The following is a 24,133-nucleotide window of genomic DNA, read 5'->3' on the forward strand; positions in this document are numbered from 1 at the left end:
ATAATTTATTAATCTTCTAATCGTTTTAAAGCTTCTTTTATACCTTTCTTAATAGCTGATTTAACAACTGTATTGCCTACTGCATTTTTAACCACTTTGACTGGTGTTGCAACAACTGAAACAGTATTGTTTATTACTTCCTGTCCTTCTTCAAAAGATAAGCCTCTGCTTTGAGTGTTCCTTCCTTTTTCAAAACTCCAATTTTCAAATTTATATGTATTTTTTATCAGTACATTATCATAATCATTAGCTGTACCTTCGTGAAAACCTTCGTTAATAACAACGTTTGTTTGATTGATTATTGCCGCTCCTATGTCTTGAGGCAACTCCAAAAAAGGTGCTACTATATCAGAAACAAATCGAGAAGCTTTTTCCGTAGTATTTAAATTAGATATTATTTCTGTTCCTGTAGATTCTTGTACTACAAGCTCATCTCCTTTTTTATAAGATTCGCCTGTATCATTATTTTGAAAAGAACCATCTTCATTTAAAGAATAATTATCTCCACCACCAACAGCTAAATCTGTTGATGCTCCAATATTAGTATAACCTTCACGTTCTGCGCTTCCTTCAAAATATTCGTAATTACTATTTTCAATATTCTGATACCAATCTAATGGCGCCATACCATCTGGGTCAATAAAATAAATAGGGTTGTTGAATGCATAATTATAAGGCGAATGTCTTCGCATTTGTTCCGCTAATGGGTCGATGTTCATCCAACGCCCAAGAGCTGGGTCGTAGTTCCTTGCACCAAAGTCATACATGTTAAGTCCAAGCTCATCCTGTATCTCTTTTCCGTTGTATCTGTACTTGGAAGCTGCGCTGTTACTGTTGGCAGATACTATATTGTTGTACCCTTTGTGTTCAAGTCCAAAGGGATAGTAGTTGTTTTCCTCAACAATCTCCAGTTCTCCAAATGTCAGGCTTACATGTCCAACATAGAAATAGGTTTCGATGCCTGTATTGGTGTTGTCCTTGTCTATGCGGATGCTCCCTATGGTATTGCCCGAGTCCTGCATGGTGAGGGTGTGATCTCCGTAACCGGTCTGCAAGTCACTGTGGAGCTGATTATAGCGTACAAGGACGTTGTTGGCATCATATTCCGGTAGATACAGTCTTACGCTAGACTGCGTGTTCCCTTTATCAAAATCGAGCTTTATCTTGAGTGTTTCCCCTGCAACGGTAACTATCCCGGTCAAGTTATGTCTGATACCTTCCCAAGCAGCGTTAACGTTGGCCTTTATCCTGCCATTGTCCCGGGAATAGCTGACTGTGCCGCTTTCAACCCATCCGTCAAAATCAGTCTCGAAATCACTGTCCAAAATATTCTGGTAATTTCCGATTGCATCCATATAGGACAGTCTTATGTTCCCCAAGTGGTCCTTATATTGGTAAATATAATCAAACCCTAGACTATAATTACCTGGAATTTTTGGCTCAACATACCCTTCAGGTTGGCTGAAGAATTTAAGCACATCGGCGGCAGAGCCCGTCTTTTCGTAGACATAGTTCCCTGCGTATTTCGTTCTCTTGACTGGATTTGTCCCCTCTGTAACCACTTTTTCAAGTTTTGTTCCCGTTGCATCGTAAAAGTAATCAATTTTTTGGGTATTTGAGTTGTTGAATTTTACCTGGGTCGGTAAGTTCAGGTGGTTGTACAGTATGCCATTTGCCGTAGAGGTGCCGATGCCCTTGTTCAGATCCTTGAGCATGTTGCCATTGGCATCGTAGGTATAGTCATTTGATGTGTCCGTGCCAGACCCAATATGATCATCCTTAAAGCCAAAGGTGTCATTGCCCGTATCTGAAACTATCATTAGTTTATTGCTATTGGGCTGGTAAGAATAGGTTAGATTGTCCATGGTGCCATATTGAGTAACGATTCCATTGCCATCCATGGCTGTGTGCCCTTTTCTCAATAAGTTGACTATATTGCCGTTCTTGTCGTAAGCCACCGAGGTCAGGTCATAGTTACTTGAATTGGCCGTTCCCACCGTGATCCTGTTAAGGGCATCATAGCCGTAACTGTACCAGCGCAGGGCGTTGTCGCTCTGTGTTTTCCACTCCGTTTCGGCAATGTTGCCGTTGAAAAGTGCAGTGCCTCCATGGGATGCGGTGTTGTAGTTAAGCCTGAATCCGAACAGGTTCGATCCAAGATTGTCAGTATCGTTGATGTTCTTCAGCCAGCCCCTGATGTTGTAGGTGTAGTCCACCGTCTGCAACCTGCTCTGTGTGGTCTTGCCTCCAATGCCCTTTGCCGTTAATTGGCCCAGGGCGTCATAGGTGTTCTGTACAATGAACTCTTCCGGCAGTATATTGTCTAACTTCTGTTTCTGGGCCAGAAGCCTTCCCGAATCGTCATAGGTGAACGTGTCCACGGTTGTGATGGTAGCATGCCCTGTCTTTGAATGGGTGGCAGTGGCCCTGTCCACCTTGCCCACAAAGTCCAGTTTGCTTGTCGCCGTTTCTGTCGTTGACAGATAGCTGTTCTTACTGACGCTGTAGATTGGCCTTCCCTTGACATCATAACCTGTCAAGGTCGTTATCCAACTGGAGGTGCCCAATACCCTTACCTTGCCCCCCGTGGCCAGGCCCTTGGTCAGGGGCTTGTTGGCATCATTGTGATTTATGACCGGTTGCCCATCTGCTATACCTGGAAGGGTCAGATCGTCCCTGTCGAACGTATAATCGTCATAATAGTTGATGGTGTGCAGTTCCGTGATCCCAGATGTTGGATATACGCTAGCGTTGTTGGGATAATAAAGAGCTGTACCTGCCACCGTTATGGCGGCAGCACCTTTGGTGACATATTGAGCAGCTGTACCATTGGCCGCTGTCTGCAAAGCAGCCCGGCTGCTGGTGCCGCTCATAAATCCCGTGTAGGCCACACGCCCAAAGGCATCATATTTGGTAAAGAGCCATTTGGACTGCAATTTTAAATTTGGGTCGCGTGTCAATATGGGCTGATCCAGTTTATTGTAAACGATTTCCTCCCATGATGCCGCCTTCCCCTTGCCGGGGATTTTCTTTTCTACCAACCGGTTTCTGTGGTCATATTTATATTGATACCCAAGTTCATTTAATTGACCGTTGATGGCCGATATTGTTGAAATCGATGCTTCCATTTTTGGCGGCAGTACATATGTGAGATTACCGTGAACGTCATAGACATAGTAGGTATCATGCGCCCCGTCGTTATAGGCCCGTTTCAGGATGACACGCCCCTGTTTGTCCTTGAACTCCTCCGTGGTGTGGTCAGTGCCACTGACCCAGTTTTCATCTTTGGTGATCGTCACGTACAGTTCGCCTGCCGCATAATGGTTCGTTCCGCCGGTCAGTGTTGGGACATATATGCCGCTCGAGAAGCTCAACGACACTTCATAGTACCGCACTTCATTGAGGGCATTGGCCCTGTATCCAAACTGTATCTCATGGCCGCTGCCCAAGGCCCAGTCGTTCCCCGGTGCCGCCTGTTTCAATACCCTGTTCAAGGGGGAGGCTTCGATCAGTTTTTCCGAATAGGGATTGGCAGTGTTTTCATATAATGACGTATTATAAAAATATTCTGTTGCCGGTTGTGCGTTGTACATCCAAGCGCCACCATTGCTCTTGTTGGCATAGGGAAGATACTCTTTGGCCTGCCTGCCCCAGGCATCATATTCCACATGGGTGATGATATCATCGCCATTGCCGCCCGCCCTGATGCCCAGACTTTGCTCTGCCCTGCCCAGACCATCAAAATAGGTCACGGATTCCATCTTTTGGCTGTTCTGTAAAGCGCCGGTACTGGTCACCGGGATCTCTGGCATTATGGTATAAATATAATTTCTGTTGCTCAGCCCACAGCTCACCGAACTGACCGTATAGTTAACGGCAACAGCCGTACTCCAGTCACTGCCATATTTAGATCTCAGATAAAGGGTTCCTGGAGAGGATAGATCTTTATATTGAGCGGCATCCAACGTACTTGTGCCCGTTGCGGTGCTTTGCCAATACCATTCATTCCCTTCAGGTGGGCTCGCTCTGGTCAATCGGGTACTGTTGCAGTTGTTGGTCACCAAGGGCATTTCTGGTACCTGCAATCCATTATTCGCTCCCAATATGGTAACTGTTTCAGTATCTAGTATAATTGTTCTGTTTCTGAAGGTGATCGTTCCAGCCCCAAAAGCCCCCCATTGCACAATCGCTGAATACGTTGTGCCAGTTTGGGAAGACGACACTAAAGTTCCCCCGACAAGCTGCCAATTGGGGAACATTACTATTGTGCCATTGGTATAGGAATAGGCTCCTTGGCCATTGGGGGCTACCGATAGGGAACCTGTGATCTGGGCATGGCCCGTCTGACAGGCGGCCAGGAGTAGAAGGCAGGCCGCCAATAGCCTGTTCTGGATACTGATCTTTGGTGAGTGCATCATGGCTTTTCTATTGTTGGAAGTTGATCGAGTTTATGGAAAAGGTATAGTGCGCCACAGCGCCATCGACATCAACGGACAGGATCGCCGTTACACCATTGGTTGTGCCCTCTAGAACAAAAGTCCCCAAATGGTCGCCGTCCATGGCAATGGTATGGGTCAGAGCTCCCATAAAGCTGGCCTGGTCCCATTCCCCAGAGGTGCCTGTGACCTGAAAATCGGTAATGTTCACAGTGCCATCATTCTCTTGTGTCCACCTCAGGCCGCTGCCCTGTAGAACTATGGCGGAGGCAATGTTGAGGCTCTGGCCGGAAAAGGAAACATTTGTGCTCTCTAAAGTAAAGTATACCTGGGAGGCTTGTGCCTGCAGGCGGCCCGAATAGATCATCAAGACCAGGATGATGGTCAGTTTTGGAAGGTGTCTCATTTAAAATGGCTTTGGTTGTGGTTGTTTTTATACTGTCTGAATGTTTTCACTTGGCTATTGTCTGTAATGGTATTCTGTTTCGCTAAGGATCTTCCCGTCGGCGTCCTTGGCCTGTCTTAAACGGTTGAAGGCATCATAGTCATAATACACCGTATAGCCTTTGGGGTCGGTCATGCTGGTCAGCCCGACCAATGGATCGTAGGTGTAGGTGGTTACCATGGCCAAGGGCAGGGACAATCTTAAGGAATTCAAGGCAGTTCTTAGATTCTTCTCGTCACAATTCTCTGCATCCGTGCAATTGTCGTCATCAAGGTTGGACTTATTCTGTATATTGATTACCTGACCCGATACCTGTGCATAGACCGCATTTTCTATCTTCACAATCGGATATTGCTCGTTGTAACCCCAAATATATATGATGGGAGTGCCATCTTTTTGCCTGTATTGTAGTAAATTACCTTTATTATCGTATTTTTCGTAAATGACATCTTCTTTTAAAGTTGCCTCTCCCTTCGATTTTGAAATAGAAGTCACTAAAGTTATATTTGCTGTATTGACGTTCTTAGCATACGAATATTCTAAAGTAGAAAGTTTATTATTTTCTTTATAACTGTTAGCTTTTATAACAGTTGCCAATCGATTTTCTGCTCTTAAATTACTCATAAAAGGTTTACCGTAAACTTCACTATCATTAGGGTAAAAAAGACGGTTAGAAACCTCTTCGGTTTCATTTAGTAAAGACGTTGAAATTGTGGGAAGGTGGGTAATATTGTTGTAAATTAAAATGCTTTCTGACACGACATCTCCGGAGTTCATGAATTCTGTTTTAATACTGTTCGATAATTTGGAAACCAACCCATGATGTAGTGGAAATAAATAAGGAAAATATGTATGATGGTCTGCGCCCCAAGGACCTTGCGTTGTATTTAAAAGGGTTGCTGCCACACCGCCATTTTGACCAATAATACCGTGAATTCCTATATTCATGAAGCTTGTAAAATAATCCAGTGGGACATCACCTTTAAGGAGCGCATAGGAATTTTCGGTTTTTTTAAGTAAGTTTTGATTTTGATTATACGTGCTTTCTTTTATGATGCTGCCATTTATATAACTATAGTCTAAACGTGTGGGTAAACCTAAAACAACAGTATTTTCTACACAGGCATCTCCCGTTCTACTATAAACTTTTCCTCCTGTACCGTCATCGCAGTCAAACATGCCTCCACCACCAAAACATGACCATCCTGTATCAAAGCCAAATATATGAATTGTACCATAGTTATCATTAGTGATACCGTCATACATAAATGGAAAACAAAAGCTGTCTTTAAAATACTTGTTCTTCAAATTATGGTATGTCCTATCAACGTGTCCTAATTGATTATTTAGATTATTGATTGGAAATTCTTGCACAAAAGAATATCCTATATGGCTGCCTTGTGCACTCGTATTGCCACCCACCATATTGTATCCCTTAAAACTAAAATTATAACCACTAGGATTGAAAGAATGAAGACCTGCCCCTGAATTATGATAAATAAGGTCATCCATAAGCACACCCGAAGATGACAAACCTGCGATGGCGCCTGTATAATTATATTTGTATTCTTTGCCACTAGCAAAAAGGGCATTGGCATCTTTGTTGATTATTTTTTTAATACGGGCACCTCCTACTTCGAAACGTTCGAAAAAGGCACTTATATTATTTATGTTTTCGTATGTTTTTACGAGTAAGCTGTTAGGTTGGAAGTAAGATGCCGGAATCGGTGGATAATTGTTATAATCCTCTCCCGCTGGCAAAGTAGCCCATCTTCTTACAATTCTGAATTCCCCAGGTGGAATACTTATAGATTTTGAAACGTTGTTCGGTGGGCTTCCCTGATTGGAAGGAGCATCTCCGTAAGTAAAAACAACATATTCCTGGCCATTATTAATTTCTTCTACAACCAAAATCGGACGATTACCCCAATAGCCAATTCCGTTCCATCCAGTATATGTATTGATAGAACCACTAATCTGTATCAAAGAAGGAAAACTAACTTCAAAAACTTCATTAATTACGACAGGTATTATGATAGGGCTGCCCTGCTCAAGGGTGCCTTCCCGTTCAAAATAGTTATAATTAGAATCTTTTGAACATTTTAAATATTGGAAGGTAATATCAAATTTAGATTCATCAGTCATATCTGTCCAACGCATTCTTTGGGAGTTAGGCACATATTGAGTTACTTGAAATAAAGGTGGAGTATCTAAAACCACATCATGTGCTTCATACTCAAAGACTGTACTCCCCTTTGTCGGATAGACAATCTTATTTAAAAGGCCACGTTTACCGTATAAAAAATCACTGCTCCTATCTGCGCCTTTAAAGTTCATAAATGATTGCGCTGATGTTGACCCCGAAGGCGTGTTTATGTATTTTGTTATAAATCGCCCCAAGCTTGGATTATAAGTGTTATTATTTATTTTACCATTGCTAAAGCCCCAAAAATCGACTGCATAACTATCTTTGGCAGGCAGTAAATTAACATCGCTATACTCAAAAGAATGAATTTGATCATTAATAGTGACAGTATCCAGTTTAAGCCTTAAATAACGCTCCTTAATTGGGCTATTTATCTCATTACTGTTAAAATATGACTGACCAAAATCAACATTAAATACGTTCTTCCCCGAATTATTCTTAACGGAAAATCCGCTTAATTTCCACGGCAAGTAGGGTGTGTTAGTCCCACAGTTAGTTGTTGTTCCATGACACGATCTAATACTGCCGCTTTGTGATGTTGTTAGCACTTTGGTTCCAAAATTGTTTTGTGACAATAAGTTAATTGTACTTCCAGTACTCAAATCGAGTCTATTTTCCAAATGAAATTCTACGGATCCAAAATTACCTGTTATGGACGTTAAATAATTGTTTTCTATTACAGTAAACGAGACATTGTAATTAGCTTTATGACCAATTAAAGTATTTTGTCCACTTACGCTATTATATTGTTCATTTGGCCAACCATTAAGAGCTTCGTTGCCTCTTATATTATAATCAAAACTATAATCGGGAAAGGTAAAATGCAGTCCTTTTTGATAATTGAAATTTAAAACGCGCCCTCTTGGCGAGGTAACATTGTCTAATAACCAAGTAGTTATTATTGACTCATTTGCTCTATGGGTTCTCGAGAAAATTAGAGCAATAGACTCAAGATAATCGGTTGGAGGTGTATTTTCAGACACTGTTGAGAAATTTGTATTTACTTCGTTTGTTTCAAAGTGAAATTTAAACCCATTTTCGTCAATCAAGTCAAATGACATTGTAAGCAGGTCAAATATTATTTTCACATTATTACTATTAAATACTTTGGTTTGTAAAATATCACCCGTTCCCTTTTTCTCTAAAATGAATGTATAGGATTGGCCCAATACACTAACATTGAATACGTCGGGCTGAGTATCTAGGTAGCTAGAACCATCGCCTGCAACCGAAGTGTTACCATAACTTTCATGAACATTTAAAATATCGTCAATATCTAAATATGGCCTATCCGCCCCTTCCAATAACCCCATTACTAGGGGGTTATATATGTATCCATTATATGTATTATATAAATTTGCGTTTCGCTTACTGAAATCATCAATACCATAGACCTTTCTTGAAATACCATGGGTGGTGGACAAATTCCAATTTAGCCCTACCCAGCTAGCTTCTTGAACTACTCTAACACCTCCAGTATCATAATTTAACTGTATTGGTATTTTTAAACCCTCAAAATCTATTGAATATAGGGGCAAAGACACGTTAGCCTTTCCATTATAGGGGGAAGCCTTTATATTACCATATCTACCCAAACTAGAAGCTTCAGGGCTAGAAGCTATATTTTCAGAAAGATAAAAAGGATCATTATTCCTAATTTCTTGCGCCGAAACACAATAAGAGATGATGAGAAAGACTGGTATAAAAATCGTATATTTCATAAATGGTCAATTTTCTTATTTTGCATTATACTTTGACTGTACATATTTCCACTGGATGGGTAGTCATAACACTAATGATTTCACCGCTAACGATATCTTTAACTTGGCAAAATATAGTTGAAACTGGTCTTTCATTTATTGAACAATCAAAAATTAAGGTGTAAGTGGTGTTATTAGAATAGTTCCCGTATTTTTGACCTTTTAGGCGCCAACGGTATTCGTATTTTTTAGATCCACCATAGGGATACACTTGATAGGTAATTTTTACGGGACTCACATATCTATCATACTCGTGCGCAATTGTTGCACTAAGCTTTTTTTGTTGGTCTTGATTTGATTGATAATGTAAAGGGTCTAATTTTATATTTTTGCATACAAAATTATTGTTTATAATAAAAAACGGAAATAACCAAATGAGGTTTAAAAGTGTCTTCATGATTTTTATATTAATTCATATTGAATTTTGCACATTTGAAATGTAAATAATGGTAAACAATTCTGGAATATTCTGTGATTACAAATAAACAGTTCCTAAACAATACATGACAAATAATTTTTTTTACAAATAATAGATTTGGAGTAAGCTAAATTGTTTTTCAAAAAACAGTGGGTATTTGAGTTTATAAACATAAATCAGTCTCTTAATGTTAATTACTTTTTGATCTGATGAAATTATTTTTGGCTGAAGGGCGCCATTGATATTCAATATGATAAATCTACCCGTATGGCCAAAGAAACTAAACTGAAAAAGATCTGGCTGGTTATCAGCGTGCTGATTCCCATTGGCGGTTTCCCAAACAAACTCACTATAGGCCTCATATTTAGCATTCGAAATGTTTGAAAAATCAAGATTACAGAAATCATAAAAATCGTTGCTAAACGTACCTACATCGCCTTCCGCATAATCGCTAGGGCTATTCACAGAAAATATTTCATCCGGCACATCCATAACCGTTCTTGAAACAACACTTTCAGCACTTAATGATCATCCAGTTCCTGTCCACCCTGAGCGATCCGCCACTCTAATTCCTACAGGGTTATAACTTAAACCAATGTTGAAATTAAGATTATTTGAAACTTTTTTCGAGTATAAAGGAACGGATATATCTGGAATACCAGTATAATGATCTACTGGTACTTCCTCAAATCTCATTAAGGTGGCAACTGTAGGGGATGGTGGTATAATTGTAGGCAAATCAGTTTCAATCTCATTTGATGTTTGACCAAGAGGTATTTGGGAATACCCCATTATACAGTGCATAATAATGACAAGAAACACAAAGCTTTTTTTCGAGAAAGTTTGTCGGACAAGAATAAAATTTTTCATTTTAAATTTAATTTAAATATTGGTGCGCTTAGAATTTATTATAATTCACAGTTACTCTTTCAATTATTGAATATTGTAATTTATTTGAATCCACTTCAACCATCAACTAGAGTCAAACCATTTTCAATTGTATATTTGATGTTTATTATTGGAAGAACATTTAAATTATTCAATTGAGAATAATTGGTATTTAACCTCTTTCTGACTCCCTTAAAACTTCGAATTATCTTTGTCTTAGCATGTATTTGCAAACCCAATATTTTTACATGAACAGGTTTGAAATAATAAGTACTTTCGCCGCATAGATTTGAAATTTTGATAAACCTGTTTTTCTTGAGATTATGTTTTCAACAAAGTCATTGGAACAACATCTAGTCTCAACCACTATAGATCACTATGATAATCCAAATTTAACGACTCAACGAATGTTAAGACTTATGTGCATTTACTATATAGAGTCATAGGAGTTTCAAATATTCATAAAATCGCCTATTGTATTCAATCGCATGCCCCTTAGTAATGACTTTTCATACTGTTCTATAAACCCTAAAAAAACTAAGATTCAATTCAAACCTGAAGAACAATAATTGCCCCTATCTGGAAATCTTATTGGCAAATTGTTAAGCGGTTAGCAGTTCGATTATAGCTGTGCCAAATCTATAAAATAATATTAAAAAAAACACAGAAAACGCCTTACAATACCTAAGGCAACACCTTGCAGTTTTCAAGGCTCCACCTTATTTTTCAAGAGTAAATTTGCTAATGAACCTTCAAAAATAAGCGCAGGTAGATTACATAGAAATATCCGTTATGTAATATGATTTTATAATTTTTAAAGAAGACACCATCATGAATTTATGGTAATTGAAGTCATTACCCCAACACACTACTCAACTTAAACATAGGCAGGTACATCGCAATCAAGATGACCCCTACCAACACCCCAACAATCATGATGATAAAGGGTTCCATTACAGTAGAAAGGAGTTTGGAGCGTTGTTGCACTTGGGTATTGTATTGCATATTGAGGCGCTCAAAGATAAATTCGTTTTGGTTGGTCTCTTCCGCTACCTTTACCATGGCAACCATCTTGTCGTCAAAAAGCTTATGCGCTTTTAAACTCTCGCTTAGTGAGCTTCCTTGGAGAATGTCCTTCTCTACCTGTGCCAGTGCTTTTTGCAGGGGATAAAAATCAATCATTTGTTTTACCAACTGTATGCTATTGACCACAGGAACTTTGGACGCAGTCAACAAGGCGACCGCTTGAGTAAACTGGGATAGATAGACCGTCCTTACAAAATCGCCAATAAGGGGTAGTTCTAGAATTAATTGATCTTTGGCTTTTTTAAACCATGGTTTCTTATTGAGGAAGGCTCTTGAAGCAACAAGCCCTATAAATAAAAGTAGTAGCACCCAACCGTAAGCTTTCAGAAACTGAGAGGCCGCGATGATTAGCTTTGTGATTGCTGGTAATTCTACTTTTTGTTGTTCAAATATGTCCTGAAACATGGGCACCACAAACTGCAACATGAATATAACCACCAAAACTGCCGTACTTAAGATAATTATGGGGTAGGTCAACGCACTGATCAAGTTTCGGCGCTGCTCATTTTTTCTGGCAAAGAATGATCCTAACTGCATGCAGACTTCTGTAAGGCTACCCGTCTCTTCCCCTATCTTAATGGAGAAATATTCATAGTCTGTAAATTCTTTCTGGTTTTTTAAGGCTTCAGACAAGGATAGACCCGAAACAATGGTTTCTGAAATAGTCCCCAATTTAGTTTTGTGCAGCTTCTTTTTTGTCGAATTTTGAATCAATTCTAAGGCGTCCTTTAGGGTAATGCCCGCTTTTAAAAGTACTCCCAATTCTGTATAAAAATCCTCTTTGATTTTATTGGAAAATGAACTCCCAAAAAGCGTGATTTCCTTTTGCAGGAATGAGGTATCCATAGGACGTTTCTCCTTGGTCGTTTTAGTCGTTGCTATATTGTCAAGTTGAAATCCCATTAATTGTTCATATAAAGCTTGGCATCATTCGTTTTGAAAACAAACAATTTTTTATTTTGATAGCTATCGGGCATTTCCAGTTTCATGGCATCAATATTACCTTTTTCTTTTTCTTCTGCATCCAGAAAAAATATTTTTTGTTTTATGTGTACAGAAAAAGTGTCCCTGTCCTTGATGATTCTTTTATCGTAAAAACGGTAGGAAATGGAATCCAATTCTGTTGAGAACTTCAGCTCATCTTCAAGTTCGTCATAAGTTATCTTAGAATAACGATTGAAATCCAACCATAGCGAGGTTTCCAATGTATTCAATTCTAAATTGGTTTGATAATTACCTTGAATGGCCAACATTTGCCTTTGCACCAAAATTAGAACAGAAAATGCCAACCCCACAACAATGGTCGTCAAAATCAACACCACAATCATCTCACTTAGCGTAAATGCCTCTATCTTTTGTTTATCCTTCATCTACTATTATCGTAATCGTTTTCTCTGTTTCGGAGTTGACGGCTTCAAATTCAAGACTTTTTTTATTGTCTTCTGAAAATTTGACAATGCTAATTCGCCAGTTTTCAAAATCTTCGTAGTATGGCAATTCTATCTTTTTGTGCTTTTGTAAATAGTGCAGTTCATTCAAATAGGTGCTAATTGATTGCGTATTATTTTTAATACTGCTTGAAAAAATAGTATTCAGTATCATGCTGGACAGCATAAAAATAATCACGATCAACACCGTCGCAACCAATGTTTCCATTAAGGTCGATGCTTTTATTTTTTTTAATAGAGCCATTTAACGATGCCTTTTTCTGAGGTGTTAGTCAAGTTCAAGCCAATAAATTCTTCAGGCAAATCTGTTGCAATGATCTGCCCGTTATAGATATGGTTCTGGTAGATGGATCCGAATTGCTTCGCAATGAAATTTTTGGCATAAACCGTACCCAAAACCGTGCCTTGGAGTTCTATATTTTGATTGCAATACACTTCGCCGATAATGCTTGCATTTGTTTCTATACCCAATTGCACCTCATAGTTGTTGGGCTTTGGCTGACCCAAAAATAGCAGTACGCCTTTGATGGATGCATAAGCGCCAATGGTGATCGCATTTTTTTCTGAACCCGCCGGTTCTATCTTATCCTTAACAGATTCGTTCTCCTTAACCACAAGTGCCGACGGATACTCCAATGCTACATTTTCGCCAACCACAATCCGTTCTGATGCAATGGCCTGGAAGTTCCCCTTGACCTTATTCTGAATTTCAATCTCCGGAGCTACAAGCACAATATCCTTTAAGACTGATGTTGCGGCTACTGTAATTTTGGATTCAGATTGCACGATTATGTTTCCTGTCATTTTAAGGTTCCCCAGATTGATGTCTTGGTTTGAATACACAATTTGGACAGGCCTAAAAAACGAGTTCTTATAGGTCTTCCCTGGTTCAATTGCCAGAAATTGGTCTTCTGGAATACTCAGTGATTGGTCTTCCAAAGCTGATAAATGCGCACCCATCTCTTCGTCAATATCGGGAAGCTCATAAGCCGTTCTCGTTTGACCGTAAATGAGCTGTGAGCCATAGTAAGAATGCCCTGCAATGTTTCCTGATTTCACAGCTTGTTCGGGCAGATAGGCCAAACCTTCTATCCGGGTATTCCCTACCAATACCAAAGGTTTTCGCTCATCGCTCAAATATAATGAAGGCCTTTGGGCTTTACTCAATTGACCACCAACTAAAGCATATTTTTCAACGGTATTATTTTTTATCTTCGAAACCGAAGTAATCTTTTCAAAAACACCCCAATAGCTCCGGTAGGTTTTTAGAGTTTTATAGTCAGCATCACATTGGATGTAGGTGGAATCTCTTAAAACACCAGTATTGTTCAATGCATATTGAATTCCTCTATCGGCGTTCTTAACGGTCTCTATGATGAAATCCGTTTGAACTTGAAACCGTTTGTGGGTATGTACCAAAAGAATAAAGGCCATCAGCAATAAAGCGACCACCACTGCAATGAAAAGTGTGAGTTGCAATGCGCCAGCCTTAAGTTTCAACCACAGCATTATTGTCGTTTTATGTTTAGGTTTTTATTGTGATATCGCATTGTGATTTCGTCTTCATTGCCTTTTAGCAATTTGACGCTATCTGCAACTTGGCCTTTTTTAAGTAAAAACTGCTGATTATTGATGCTCACTACAAACACTTGGTCTGATGTGCTTTGTTTTCTTAAGATTCCGTTATAGGCAATCGTAGGGATGTTTTCTGGTGTTTTGGGCTGTTGGTTGGCATTCGGTTTTGGAACTTGACGTTTCGAGCTTGATAGGGTGCCTAAAAAAGGATCCCTTTCCAAATCTTGAATCGAAAATGTGTCTAAGGTAGTCATAGGTTGGGGATTGAATGCCCCATCAAATTCGGTCGGTGTAATTTCGGCGACATCTGGACTCATGCCACTCCATATCTTATAGCCAATGCTGCCCCAAACACCAAGAACCGCAACTAATAGGAGATATGTTTTCGTTTTATTCTTCAACCGTAAAAGTTTGAGTAGTGTATGCTGTTTGGTATTCTGAATTTTTGGCCCTTACCCGCCATTCGTAAGTATTGGCGTCCAAATTAGATACGGAAAATGAGGTTGCTGTTAAATTGACATCTTCAACAATTTCAATGGCCGATTCAAAATTCGGACTTGCAATTTGAATGGTATAGCCATTCGCCCCTGGTAATGCCTCCCATGAAAAATTAATGATTTCGGTTTCTGTAAATGACAGTCCTTCCGCAGGGGCTAAAAGTTGTACTTGATCTGAAGAAATATCATCATTTATGCTATTTATGGTAAAACTATAGGTGGTGTAGGTTGATTGGTAATCTGAATTTTCTGCCCTAATGCGCCACTCATAGTCTCCAGATGCCAAGACTTGTAAAAAACTGGTTGAGCCCACCAAGGAGTCCACAACAATCTGCGTGGCATTCTCAAAATTGGGTCTGGCCACTTGAATGCGATACCCCTCAGCCTCTGCCACGGCATCCCAAGAGAATACGACGCTGTCTTCTGTAAGCACTGCCTCATTTGAAGGCGCCAAGGGTATTACCAAGGTGTTGGAAATATCCTCTACTCCAATGATATCTTCACAACCATAGCATAAAATAATCGCTAAAACGAACAGGATTTTTTTCATGATCTAAAACTTATAGTAATTGATTTTCTTTTTAGCCCGTTTGGCAGATGTATAAGACCCGTTTGGGCAGTTGTCATTGCCTTCCACCAAATCTACGATTTCCACTTGGTGCCTATCGTTTTCTTTCCAACAGCATTTCGAGGTTTGGTAAGCGAATACAACCCCATCGTTGAAATTTATTTTTTGTTGAAATTTTCCATCATTGTAGAGGTTCAAACTATACGTTTTTATGCCTGAAGCCTCTAAAAACAGTTCGTCGGTTTTGGCAATCTTATCCAAGTCTTCTTGGTTTAATGCAATCGCCAAACTAGTAATGGCATGAACATCTTTATTATTTTTTATGAACTCAAAAACATCCTCGTTATCGGAATTATTGAGACTAGTTATCAGCTCTAGACGGTCTGAAATTTGAAGTTTCACATATTGTGATTTATTCTGAATGCTATCGTTGAAATTTATTGCTAATTCTTTGGATTGTCGTTCTTGGGCTTTTAAGAAAGCGTTTTCGCTTTCCTTCCCAAAATTCACGAGAGTAGCACTTAGCTTAATAGGATTTGAATACATTGGAAACGCCACACCATTATAATCACTTTGCAATAGAAAGTCATCATGTTCGCCCAGCGAACCTAGTATCATAATAAGAGATGTTTTTTGAAAGTTATCCCCTTTGGTATGTATTGTTTTACAACTCAAAAAGAAGATAAGGATAAAGCAACACAATGCGGTTTTAATCATGAAGAGTAGGTTTCAGTAAATATATAAAAAATGAACCAAAACAGCTGTATTTTTTGGTAATTTTGCAGCTAACATCTTTACTCAAAAATGGATTTGTTTTCAAACTTACGAGACTTGTTTCTTCAATATCTGTATTACTCGCATTTGCTCAGTATAAGCTTTTTACCCGCTCGCTCAAACATCCATAACAACCATTCTTTTCTGCTTTCTTGTGGGTTGTTCTCAATCGCTTCTAAAACCCTCTTTGAAGTATGTCGCTTAAAATCCCGGAGCAACCCAGATGGCTGCTCATTAGTAGAACGAAATATGAAATGTACATGACTTGGCATAAAACATTAACAATAAAGCTCCATCTCTTTCTTTTCTCTGCAATACTTTACGCTTTCTCCTAATATATCAAAGTAGGGCTGCCGTGTAAAAACATCTATCCAATTTACCGTTGCAAAGGACACAAAATACAAACCTGATTTGTTATGAAATTTATAGTTTCTGCTCATAAGCCCAAACTACAAAAACTACTTCAATTTACTTTAAAGCAACTTGGTAAATTAATACTACTCAATGCCCATTCTTGGAGGTCACTAGTCCAAACTCTTGAAAACATTAGAAAACGTAAAATTCAAAGCTTCAAAACTAGAACTTGAAGCGGTGATTTAATCTATGTTTGTGCTTACTCTTACCGCCACTAGTTGTAAACTAGCGGGAGCGGGGGTCTTACTGGTGGTCTGCTACTTTCTTGTAATTGTACTTTTACAGTTATTCGCATTCTGTCTAAACCTTCTAATTTTATTCCTCCTAAAACTGTGAGTTGTAAAATTTCGTTTTTATAAATGAGTTGGTCTGTACTATCTGTTTGAAGTTTTGTTGTCATTGTTGAAAAATATTTTTTAACTACATATATGTAGCAAAACTACAATATCTTTATGAATGAAACAAACACAACTTAATTTTATACTACATATTTTGTTTATATATTTGTGCTTTAATCTAATATCTTGTATTAAATCATACATTTATGACCTTTGGAGAACGTTTAGGATTAGTGCGTAAAAGACAAAAGCTTTCGCAGGCTAATATTGGTAAACTTATTGGTATTAATGGCGATGCGTATGGACGTTACGAACGTAACGAAGTAAAGCCAACTATTGAGATGGCTACAAAGATTGCTAACGCTTTAAAAGTGTCTTTAGACTATTTGGTAGGTAGTACAGATTTAGTTTTAGATACTGAACTCCTTAAACGTATTGAGCAAGTATCTAAACTTACTCCAAAAGAAAAAGAGCATATATATATTACTATAGATGCTCTTATTCGTGATTTTAATGCTAAAAAAGTATATGGATAATTTACTGCTACTTTTTTCTTTTGTTTATATAACGGATTAATAAAAAAAACATTAACAACACCAGTGTTGTAATTATAGAAGATTTCATTTAAACCTCTTTTAATGAATTCAAAATTTGCTTCCCTATAGGTTTCCATTTAGGCATATTTTCGATAGTACAATTAAAATTACTGGTAAAAGTATATCCATCAATATTAGTTATAAACATGAGATTATATATTCTCCCGTCTACAGCTTCTGATATAAATTCTACAACTAAAATATCTTTTTCATTAACTGATTGTATCTCTGCATTCTCTAATTGTATTTCTGGTATTCTCGAAAACTCTGATTGTATTTGATTAAGTATAACAGGTAATCTATTTTGATTTAAAGGTTTTTTTGATAGTTCTAACAATATATTTATAGTACTTTCTTTATTTGTACAAACAGTAATTGCCTTTGGGTCACTTGTTGGGTATTTGACTTTCTTTATTTCCTCACTCATTAAACCAAATTCTGAAGGAAGTTTTATATATAGCCTACCCGAATATAATTTAAACGTTTTTAAAATTTCTTGGGTATCAGTTTTTACATACTCCAAGTTACTATAAAACGAAGTGTTAAAGCTAAAAGAAAAAAAAGTTAATAATATAATTGCAAATGATTTCATATTAGACGTGTTCTTTTAAAAAATCATACAAAAAATCTCCAAAACTATCATATACTTTACTCTCCTTTAAATTAAATGAATTCCATAAATAAATAGGGTTTTCATCGCAATCATTTTTAATATTTGTATTGATTGTATAATAAGAACCATCATCTCCCGTTTCAGAAATTATAATATATCCTTTTGGTAACCCTTTATTTTTAAACTCATTTGTAATCCATAATACATTAGGGATTGTTTGAACATCAGTTATAGGGTCCGAAATTATGCCAAAAATTTCAATTCCAAAAATATCTCCACAACCATAATTCTCAATGAACATTCTATATGATTTAGGAAACTTTAACCCTAAAATATTTTCTGTTTTCTTAACAATATCAACCTTAATTTTACCAACAAAATCAGACTCTTCAATATTATTTTCTATTATTTTTAATACTCTAATTATACTCATAATAAATTTATTTAGCAAAATCTAACGCTCTTTGCTTCCAATATGAAGTTCTAAAAGCTGCAAATTTAATTCTATCTATTCCAGAACCTATCGTATTTGGATTTATATGTAATATTTTATGATTACTTTTATGAAAAGCTGCTGTAACTTCTGCTATAGCACCCTTTTCACTTTGTAACATATGATGTAAATTAACTGACTTTCCATCAGGAGTTATGGGGGCAATACCTTTCTTCATTCTTTGCAGGTTAGATCTTCCTCTGGCATCTTTCAAAGCTACGTCTATAATATCATCTCTTTGAAAGACTTTAGTATTCTTAAACTTGACTGAATTTGTCCAAAATTTTCGCGTAGCCTGCTCTGCTACTTCAGTAGTAATTTTCTTTGCTGTTTGTCTAACAACAAATTTACCTGCTCCAACAACTAACGATTTCACTAAAAATACATCAGAAATAGCTAAAGCAGTATGCATTGCACCTGTCCAATAATCTCCTCTTGAAAAAGAATCGTAAGCATCAACACCTGAACCATAAACAGGTATGTAACGTGTCCAACTATCACTACTTACACCACTTGCATTACCTGATGCTGTAATAACAACTTCATCTAATATAAAGGGGTCATCATCAGTACCACTTCCTCCACAGCATTCACCACCATCAGGGTCTACGAAACTTACCCAATTATTTCCCATCGCTAAATATGGAGAATGAAACTGACCTTTAGGGTCTGGCGTTAACCATCTGTTAATTCTCGGATCATACATTCTTAATTGAAAAGCTGGTTTCCCTGTTTCTTCATCAGTTTCTGCGTACTCTCCTTGATAGCCGTATCTATACCGTTCTCCGTTTACGATTCTACGGTTAGGCATTACCATCCCGCCTGAAAAGTAATCTAATGCATTTTTTTTCTGCGTTTGACCGTTTTTACAAGCACCTTCACTTCAAAATTTTATAAAAGAACGTTCCTTTCATCATCTATCCACTTGCAATATACTATTTTCTGTTAATTGCCACGCAAGTAAAACCCAGTTTTCTCGTACCTCAAAAGCCTCTGTGTTTTCCTTGCTTCCTTTTCCTCGGTATGTTACATAATTGGCATTATAATACAAGTTTAAGCGTTTATATTTGATTGGTTTTTCTCTTGTAAGTTATAATGTAAATTATGTAAAATACTCCCATTCGCCTGACTTCCGACGCTCACATTGGAACTCGGATTGACATTTTCGTTTCTATTCAAAAGATTATAAATACTAACGCCTTTCAGTTGTTTCATTTTAAAAGCTTGCGGAACTCATCCGCATCAGCCAACAACTTCCGCAACCTTTTAAAACGTTTAGCATTTGAGGAAGATTTGACGTTTTTAAAAGTTGAAGATTTAGGCGGTGGATTTTTTGAGCGTTGGCAATCTTCAGCTTTTAAAAATGTTGCCTAGCGGCAAAGAGCGACACAACAGTAAGCGGAACGAGTTGTGCAAAAAAACAAGCAAAGAAGTAAAGCAAGCTTTTTCGCTTGGTGTCTTTTTGTGAAGATTTTTTTGTGCAAATTCGGCGCGTTGGCTTACGAAGTAAATATTAATCAATCCTAGTGCGCAATGGCAGAAGTTGGTGGCAAAAAGCGCAGAGGCAAGTTGGATATTTTACATAATAGCAATTATAACGACGATTTTTTATCTTCTAAAATAACAACTCTAAAAATTGTGCGAAGCGAACTTATAATTACTATTATGTAACATAGCTTGGGATGGTTTTTATGGCGGATTTTTTGTTTTTGAGCGTTGGCAATAGCTGTTTATAATTGTGAGGAACGAGCAAGTTATAAAGTGCTATTTGCGCGTTGGCTTACAAAAAATGTGACGTAAAAACCATAGAAGTGGTGGCGAGCGGAACAAAACAAAAGACAGAGGATTTTTGCCTTTTTCGGCAAAATACTGGGTTTTGTTTTGTGTGGGATTTATGCGATTGGATGATATTTGTTGATATCCTCTTTTAAATCTTCCAAGTCGTTTATTAGATAGTTTTCAGTTGAACTAACGTAACGATGTCCTGCAAAATATTGTACTTCTCGAAGATTGTAAACTTTTAACCAACCAGTAATTACCGAAGCTCGTATTTGTTTTACACTTTCAACTTGCTTGTTTTGTTTGTGTAATTGTTGCATCAGTTTTTGCATTACGTTCTGTAATTTTAAACTGCTTCCTTGAGTAACAAAAAATAAATCGGTTTGCTTATTGGTTTCCTGTAAAATGGTTTCTCTTGTTTTTAATTGATATTCCATAAAATCCAAGATTTGATGTGCTTCCAGTTTTAAGGTTCTTTCGTTACTTCTGCGACTACCTTTTATAAAGATTTTACCTTCTCGCAATTTTACATCTTTGATAACTAAATTTTGTATATCATTTGTATTTAAACCTTGATAAACCAACAAACTTACTATAATTTCATTTCGCTTTTTGGATAGACTTTCACTTTCTAAATTCTTATAATCAAAGTAGATTTTCTCTAATTCTTGTTTGGTTAAAATGTTATGTAATACTTTCCGCTTTATTCCTTTTATTTGGACGTTTACCGTTGGATTTTCTGCTACAAAACCTAATTCTTGTAAGTAGTTATAATATTGCTTTAAACTTGCTAAAACCGTTTGTATCGTGATTTGTTTTACAGTTCCTTTTTTACTTTGTATGTAATGTGTAATATCATTATAACTTGCTGCTGCTTCTGTAATATTCTCTTTATTTAACCATTTTTTATAGCGTTCAATATCCTTTAAATAACGTTCACTACTTTTAATACTGTAGCCTTTTTGTAATAGATATTTGATAAACTCGGGTTGGTCTTTTTCATTCTGTAAACGTTGTAATAATTCCAGTTCTGCATCTTCTGTAACTTTCTTTTTACGTGTTCTACTATCTTTGGTTTTACCTAATTTAATTGCCATCTTCTTGATTTACTAAATGAGTATAAACTTGTGTAGATTCTAAAGAGTTATGTCCTAAAAATCTACTGATATTTTCTAATGGCATTCCGTTTGAGAGTAGATGTGTAGCAATACTATGACGTAAAACGTGTAATCTTACATTCTTTTCTTGTAGCTGTAAATCGTCTGTTCTTTGTTGCAATAACTTTAAACGTATAGACATACTTTGTGAGGATAATTGTTTTCCTCTTTCATTGATAAAAAAGGCTGATTCTCGTTTATCTTTGATTAGATTTATTCTACCATCATAAACGTAATCTTGTAGATATTTTGAGTTGGTTTTATTAAATGGTACTAATCGTTCTTTATTGGCTTTTCCTTTTCTAACGTGCAAGATTTGTTTATCAAAATTAATATCATCGACTGTTAAATGATAACCTTCATTTCTTCGTAATCCACAACCATAAAACACAGTTAACATTGCACAATCTCGTAATGCAATCGCTTCAAAAAAGTAATGTGGTTTTGTGTATTTTATATTCTTGGGATAGTGTTGTGTAGCTTTATAAAGTTGTTGTATTTCTTCTGTAGTTAGTATTTCTATATGTTTAGTATCATCATTTTCCCAATCAATATTTAAGGTTGGTAAAATCATTCTACCACTTTGCCGTAAATACTCTGTGAACTTGTAAAGTGCTTGTAATTGTTTGTTTAAACTGCCATTGCTTAATGCTCCGCCTTTTCTATCATTACTTCGTAATTTCAAGTTGTTGTAATGGTCTTTTATGATTTGATTATCTAATTGATTGATGTTATTAATATTGTTCTGTTCGAGGTAGTAAAATAATTCTCGTATGTGATTGGGAAGATTGTAAACCGTACTTTCTGCATATCCTAAAATATCTAACCATTCTCTAAATGATTTCTCGATATATTGAAAGCTCTCGTTTTTAAGTATTAGTTTTTTCATTGCACTTATCCATTTTTTAGATTTGTTGCGACTTACACTTAAGTAATTGATTTTGTGATTACTATTTCGCAAAAAGAGTACTTGCGTTTTAATTGCGCTTTGCGACTTATTTCTTCTTAATATTCTGTAAAGCCTTATCTAATGCGGTTTGTATATCCTTTTGTAGTGTTTCGTAATCTTTAGATATAACCAGTTCAAACGTGTAACTTCTTGTCTTTTTATTGGTGTTTCGTTTTATGTAGCCTAATAGTTGTAAATGCTTGTGATAGTTACGTAAAGTGCTTTCTTTAATGCGTAATTGTGTTCTAATTTCTAATCCTGTAAATTCCTTTTTCTTTTTAGCTTTTAAGTACGTTTTAAGTGTTTCTAAATAGTTTCTGCAACTTCCTGTTAGTTCATCACTTTTACGAAGTAATACTTCCTTTAAAAGCCTATTTGCATTTTCAATATCCTCTAATGTGGTTTCAATATATATTTCTCCTGTTTCCTTATCTGTTTGTTGCTCTCGTTGGTATTGATAGTAAAATGTAATGGCTTCTATAAATTGTAAATAATGGTTGTTGGTTCTTCTCGGTTTAAATACAGATTGCGGAAGATTGAGTTTATTAGCAAAAGGATTTCTAATAGTAATTGGTTTTAAAACTCGTTGTGTATTCTGTAAAAACTCTTGTATTTCTTTTTGTTCGTAGGTATTGATTTCGCCAGCAGATAATTGACGTTGATATTGCATTATTTTCTCGTCCTGTATCGTGCTTTCATCAAGATAAATTAAAAAACTTCTATTGGCATTATCTTCGTAAATATGTTCTTTGGTAGTACAACCTGCAACACAAACAGGACCTTCAACGACTAAATATTTTGTTTGGGTTTCGCCTTTGGTATTCTTGCTTGCAATGGTTTTTACTATTCTTTTTTTAGTTTGTAATTCTCGTAATGGATAGAGTGCATTTTCTGCTCCGTCTAAATCTTCTATTAATATGACTTTGTTTTTAAGTTCTTGTTTACCGAAGTAGTAAAAGGCATTTTCAGATAGAGTAGTAATACTTACACGTTCTTCTTCTGGAATAAGTTCGCCTACTTTTTCTTGTAAATGTGTTTTTCCTGTTCCAGAACTTCCCAAGCCAATAACGTGTAACGGTTGTTCTCTTTTTCTGCTTGTAAATATGATATACATTAATAATCGGTTTATTTCTTCTCCAATTACTCCAGACTTTCCAATGAGTTCATTTGTTTTAGTTAGTAAATCGGTTTGCTTTAAAAAGGTTTCTGCTTCTTCGATTTCTCCAAGATTGAGTTTTTTAAATTTTGGTTTTAGGTTTTCTTCTTTGGTTTTTATTTCTTGAAGTCTGTACTTTTCCAGTTCTTCCGTGAGTTCTGATAATGAAGCTGATATTATTGATGTTCCTATTTCTAAACGTTCTGCACATTTTCTAATAAACTTCTCTAATTGTGTATCGTTGTATAAATCGAGGTTATGTCTTACTGGTGGTCTGCTACTTTCTTGTAATTGTACTTTTAAAGTGCTTCGCATTCTGTCAAGACCTTCTAACTTTATACCTCCTAAAACTGTTAATTGCAGTAAATCGTTCTCGTAGATTAATTGGTCTGTGCTGTCTGTTTGAAGTTTCATAAAAAAGTTTATCCGTTCATTTATGACCCAAAATTACTACTTATGACTAATTTTACAAAATATTTATTACTTTTTTATATCATTTATGAACGGTATATTTGCAAATACAGTTATTTAACTGCT

Annotated in this window: 21 protein-coding genes and 2 pseudogenes; 2 read left to right on the forward strand and 21 right to left on the reverse strand. The window is 36.7% G+C overall.

The features are described from left to right. Positions 1-8: 8 nt before the first annotated feature. The 15 genes and pseudogenes from ESY88_RS08910 to ESY88_RS21400 form a co-directional block, all read right to left on the reverse strand. The gene (locus ESY88_RS08910; protein WP_223270787.1) at positions 9-3,299 is read right to left on the reverse strand and encodes an RHS repeat-associated core domain-containing protein; all 3,291 of its coding nucleotides are present in this window, start codon (positions 3,297-3,299) and stop codon (positions 9-11) included. A gap of 126 nt (positions 3,300-3,425) precedes the next feature. Next, positions 3,426-4,418: pseudogene (locus ESY88_RS21875) on the reverse strand (DUF6443 domain-containing protein); the annotation flags it as partial. 7 nt (positions 4,419-4,425) lie between these two features. Continuing rightward, entirely contained in the window at positions 4,426-4,842 is a 417-nt protein-coding gene (locus tag ESY88_RS08915) for a hypothetical protein (protein ID WP_147086365.1), read from the reverse strand. 54 nt (positions 4,843-4,896) lie between these two features. Then, the gene (locus tag ESY88_RS08920; protein ID WP_147086364.1) at positions 4,897-8,808 is read right to left on the reverse strand and encodes an RHS repeat domain-containing protein; all 3,912 of its coding nucleotides are present in this window, start codon (positions 8,806-8,808) and stop codon (positions 4,897-4,899) included. A 25-nt stretch (positions 8,809-8,833) separates the two neighbouring features. Then, a complete protein-coding gene (locus ESY88_RS08925) occupies positions 8,834-9,244 on the reverse strand; it encodes a hypothetical protein (RefSeq protein WP_147086363.1) in 411 nt (136 codons plus the stop codon). Between the two features lie 123 nt (positions 9,245-9,367). After that, positions 9,368-9,730: a hypothetical protein gene (locus ESY88_RS08930; protein ID WP_147086362.1), complete on the reverse strand. Its 363-nt coding sequence runs from the start codon at positions 9,728-9,730 to the stop codon at positions 9,368-9,370. A 63-nt stretch (positions 9,731-9,793) separates the two neighbouring features. Further along, positions 9,794-10,135 (reverse strand): hypothetical protein, encoded by a 342-nt coding sequence (locus tag ESY88_RS08935; RefSeq protein WP_147086361.1) that lies wholly within the window; start codon positions 10,133-10,135, stop codon positions 9,794-9,796. Between the two features lie 873 nt (positions 10,136-11,008). Next, positions 11,009-12,142: a type II secretion system F family protein gene (locus tag ESY88_RS08940; RefSeq protein ID WP_147086360.1), complete on the reverse strand. Its 1,134-nt coding sequence runs from the start codon at positions 12,140-12,142 to the stop codon at positions 11,009-11,011. Continuing rightward, complete coding sequence (locus ESY88_RS08945; RefSeq protein ID WP_223270779.1) at positions 12,142-12,609, reverse strand: PulJ/GspJ family protein; 468 nt, start codon at positions 12,607-12,609, stop codon at positions 12,142-12,144. The genes ESY88_RS08940 and ESY88_RS08945 overlap by 1 nt, the downstream gene beginning before the upstream one ends. Continuing rightward, on the reverse strand, positions 12,599-12,931 hold the full coding sequence (locus ESY88_RS08950) for a hypothetical protein (RefSeq protein WP_147086359.1): 333 nt from the start codon (positions 12,929-12,931) through the stop codon (positions 12,599-12,601). The genes ESY88_RS08945 and ESY88_RS08950 overlap by 11 nt, the downstream gene beginning before the upstream one ends. Beyond that, the gene (locus tag ESY88_RS08955; protein WP_147086358.1) at positions 12,919-14,196 is read right to left on the reverse strand and encodes a hypothetical protein; all 1,278 of its coding nucleotides are present in this window, start codon (positions 14,194-14,196) and stop codon (positions 12,919-12,921) included. The genes ESY88_RS08950 and ESY88_RS08955 overlap by 13 nt, the downstream gene beginning before the upstream one ends. Further along, positions 14,196-14,663, reverse strand: coding sequence for a hypothetical protein (locus ESY88_RS08960; protein WP_147086357.1), 468 nt, complete (start codon positions 14,661-14,663; stop codon positions 14,196-14,198). The genes ESY88_RS08955 and ESY88_RS08960 overlap by 1 nt, the downstream gene beginning before the upstream one ends. Then, on the reverse strand, positions 14,653-15,309 hold the full coding sequence (locus ESY88_RS08965; RefSeq protein ID WP_147086356.1) for a fibronectin type III domain-containing protein: 657 nt from the start codon (positions 15,307-15,309) through the stop codon (positions 14,653-14,655). Before ESY88_RS08965 ends, ESY88_RS08960 begins: the two co-directional genes overlap by 11 nt. Positions 15,310-15,312: 3 nt before the next feature. After that, positions 15,313-15,945 (reverse strand): hypothetical protein, encoded by a 633-nt coding sequence (locus ESY88_RS08970; RefSeq protein ID WP_147086355.1) that lies wholly within the window; start codon positions 15,943-15,945, stop codon positions 15,313-15,315. Positions 15,946-16,202: 257 nt separating this feature from the next. After that, a pseudogene (locus tag ESY88_RS21400) lies at positions 16,203-16,541 on the reverse strand (transposase); the annotation flags it as partial. 518 nt (positions 16,542-17,059) lie between these two features. Here ESY88_RS21400 and ESY88_RS08980 point away from each other — a divergent pair. After that, positions 17,060-17,389 carry a helix-turn-helix domain-containing protein gene (locus ESY88_RS08980; RefSeq protein ID WP_147086353.1) on the forward strand — a complete coding sequence of 110 codons (330 nt, stop codon included), beginning with the start codon at positions 17,060-17,062 and terminating at the stop codon, positions 17,387-17,389. Between the two features lie 88 nt (positions 17,390-17,477). Here ESY88_RS08980 and ESY88_RS08985 read toward each other — a convergent pair whose 3' ends face one another. The 3 genes from ESY88_RS08985 to ESY88_RS08995 are packed head-to-tail and all read right to left on the reverse strand — an operon-like array spanning position 17,478 to position 19,372. Continuing rightward, the gene (locus tag ESY88_RS08985; protein WP_147086352.1) at positions 17,478-18,041 is read right to left on the reverse strand and encodes a hypothetical protein; all 564 of its coding nucleotides are present in this window, start codon (positions 18,039-18,041) and stop codon (positions 17,478-17,480) included. A 1-nt stretch (position 18,042) separates the two neighbouring features. Further along, entirely contained in the window at positions 18,043-18,495 is a 453-nt protein-coding gene (locus ESY88_RS08990; protein ID WP_147086351.1) for an SMI1/KNR4 family protein, read from the reverse strand. Positions 18,496-18,502: 7 nt separating this feature from the next. Then, complete coding sequence (locus ESY88_RS08995; RefSeq protein ID WP_147086350.1) at positions 18,503-19,372, reverse strand: HNH/ENDO VII family nuclease; 870 nt, start codon at positions 19,370-19,372, stop codon at positions 18,503-18,505. A 389-nt stretch (positions 19,373-19,761) separates the two neighbouring features. Between ESY88_RS08995 and ESY88_RS20975 the strand changes: the two genes are divergently transcribed. Next, positions 19,762-19,929, forward strand: a complete 168-nt coding sequence (locus ESY88_RS20975; protein ID WP_189702565.1) for a hypothetical protein — start codon at positions 19,762-19,764, stop codon at positions 19,927-19,929. A gap of 518 nt (positions 19,930-20,447) precedes the next feature. On the opposite strand, the gene ESY88_RS09000 is transcribed toward ESY88_RS20975, so the two are convergent. The 3 genes from ESY88_RS09000 to ESY88_RS09010 all read right to left on the reverse strand — a co-directional run bounded on the left by ESY88_RS09000 (position 20,448) and on the right by ESY88_RS09010 (position 24,010). Beyond that, positions 20,448-21,431, reverse strand: coding sequence for a tyrosine-type recombinase/integrase (locus tag ESY88_RS09000; protein WP_147086348.1), 984 nt, complete (start codon positions 21,429-21,431; stop codon positions 20,448-20,450). Beyond that, the gene (locus ESY88_RS09005) at positions 21,421-22,380 is read right to left on the reverse strand and encodes a tyrosine-type recombinase/integrase (RefSeq protein ID WP_147086347.1); all 960 of its coding nucleotides are present in this window, start codon (positions 22,378-22,380) and stop codon (positions 21,421-21,423) included. The genes ESY88_RS09000 and ESY88_RS09005 overlap by 11 nt, the downstream gene beginning before the upstream one ends. A gap of 106 nt (positions 22,381-22,486) precedes the next feature. Continuing rightward, positions 22,487-24,010: a hypothetical protein gene (locus ESY88_RS09010; protein WP_147086346.1), complete on the reverse strand. Its 1,524-nt coding sequence runs from the start codon at positions 24,008-24,010 to the stop codon at positions 22,487-22,489. Between the last annotated feature and the right edge of the window lie 123 nt (positions 24,011-24,133).

It is taken from the genome of Subsaximicrobium wynnwilliamsii, assembly GCF_007997225.1.
GTDB lineage: Bacteria > Bacteroidota > Bacteroidia > Flavobacteriales > Flavobacteriaceae > Psychroserpens > Psychroserpens wynnwilliamsii.

Coding starts and splice junctions, on each gene's coding strand:
- ESY88_RS08915 (WP_147086365.1), bottom strand. CDS start 4,842: ATGAGACACCTTCCAAAACTGACCATCATCCTGGTCTTGATGATCTAT.
- ESY88_RS08920 (WP_147086364.1), bottom strand. CDS start 8,808: ATGAAATATACGATTTTTATACCAGTCTTTCTCATCATCTCTTATTGT.
- ESY88_RS08925 (WP_147086363.1), bottom strand. CDS start 9,244: ATGAAGACACTTTTAAACCTCATTTGGTTATTTCCGTTTTTTATTATA.
- ESY88_RS08935 (WP_147086361.1), bottom strand. CDS start 10,135: ATGAAAAATTTTATTCTTGTCCGACAAACTTTCTCGAAAAAAAGCTTT.
- ESY88_RS08940 (WP_147086360.1), bottom strand. CDS start 12,142: ATGGGATTTCAACTTGACAATATAGCAACGACTAAAACGACCAAGGAG.
- ESY88_RS08945 (WP_223270779.1), bottom strand. CDS start 12,609: ATGAAGGATAAACAAAAGATAGAGGCATTTACGCTAAGTGAGATGATT.
- ESY88_RS08950 (WP_147086359.1), bottom strand. CDS start 12,931: ATGGCTCTATTAAAAAAAATAAAAGCATCGACCTTAATGGAAACATTG.
- ESY88_RS08955 (WP_147086358.1), bottom strand. CDS start 14,196: ATGCTGTGGTTGAAACTTAAGGCTGGCGCATTGCAACTCACACTTTTC.
- ESY88_RS08965 (WP_147086356.1), bottom strand. CDS start 15,309: ATGAAAAAAATCCTGTTCGTTTTAGCGATTATTTTATGCTATGGTTGT.
- ESY88_RS08970 (WP_147086355.1), bottom strand. CDS start 15,945: ATGATACTAGGTTCGCTGGGCGAACATGATGACTTTCTATTGCAAAGT.
- ESY88_RS08980 (WP_147086353.1), top strand. CDS start 17,060: ATGACCTTTGGAGAACGTTTAGGATTAGTGCGTAAAAGACAAAAGCTT.
- ESY88_RS08985 (WP_147086352.1), bottom strand. CDS start 18,041: ATGAAATCATTTGCAATTATATTATTAACTTTTTTTTCTTTTAGCTTT.
- ESY88_RS08990 (WP_147086351.1), bottom strand. CDS start 18,495: ATGAGTATAATTAGAGTATTAAAAATAATAGAAAATAATATTGAAGAG.
- ESY88_RS08995 (WP_147086350.1), bottom strand. CDS start 19,372: ATGGTAATGCCTAACCGTAGAATCGTAAACGGAGAACGGTATAGATAC.
- ESY88_RS09000 (WP_147086348.1), bottom strand. CDS start 21,431: ATGGCAATTAAATTAGGTAAAACCAAAGATAGTAGAACACGTAAAAAG.
- ESY88_RS09005 (WP_147086347.1), bottom strand. CDS start 22,380: ATGAAAAAACTAATACTTAAAAACGAGAGCTTTCAATATATCGAGAAA.
- ESY88_RS09010 (WP_147086346.1), bottom strand. CDS start 24,010: ATGAAACTTCAAACAGACAGCACAGACCAATTAATCTACGAGAACGAT.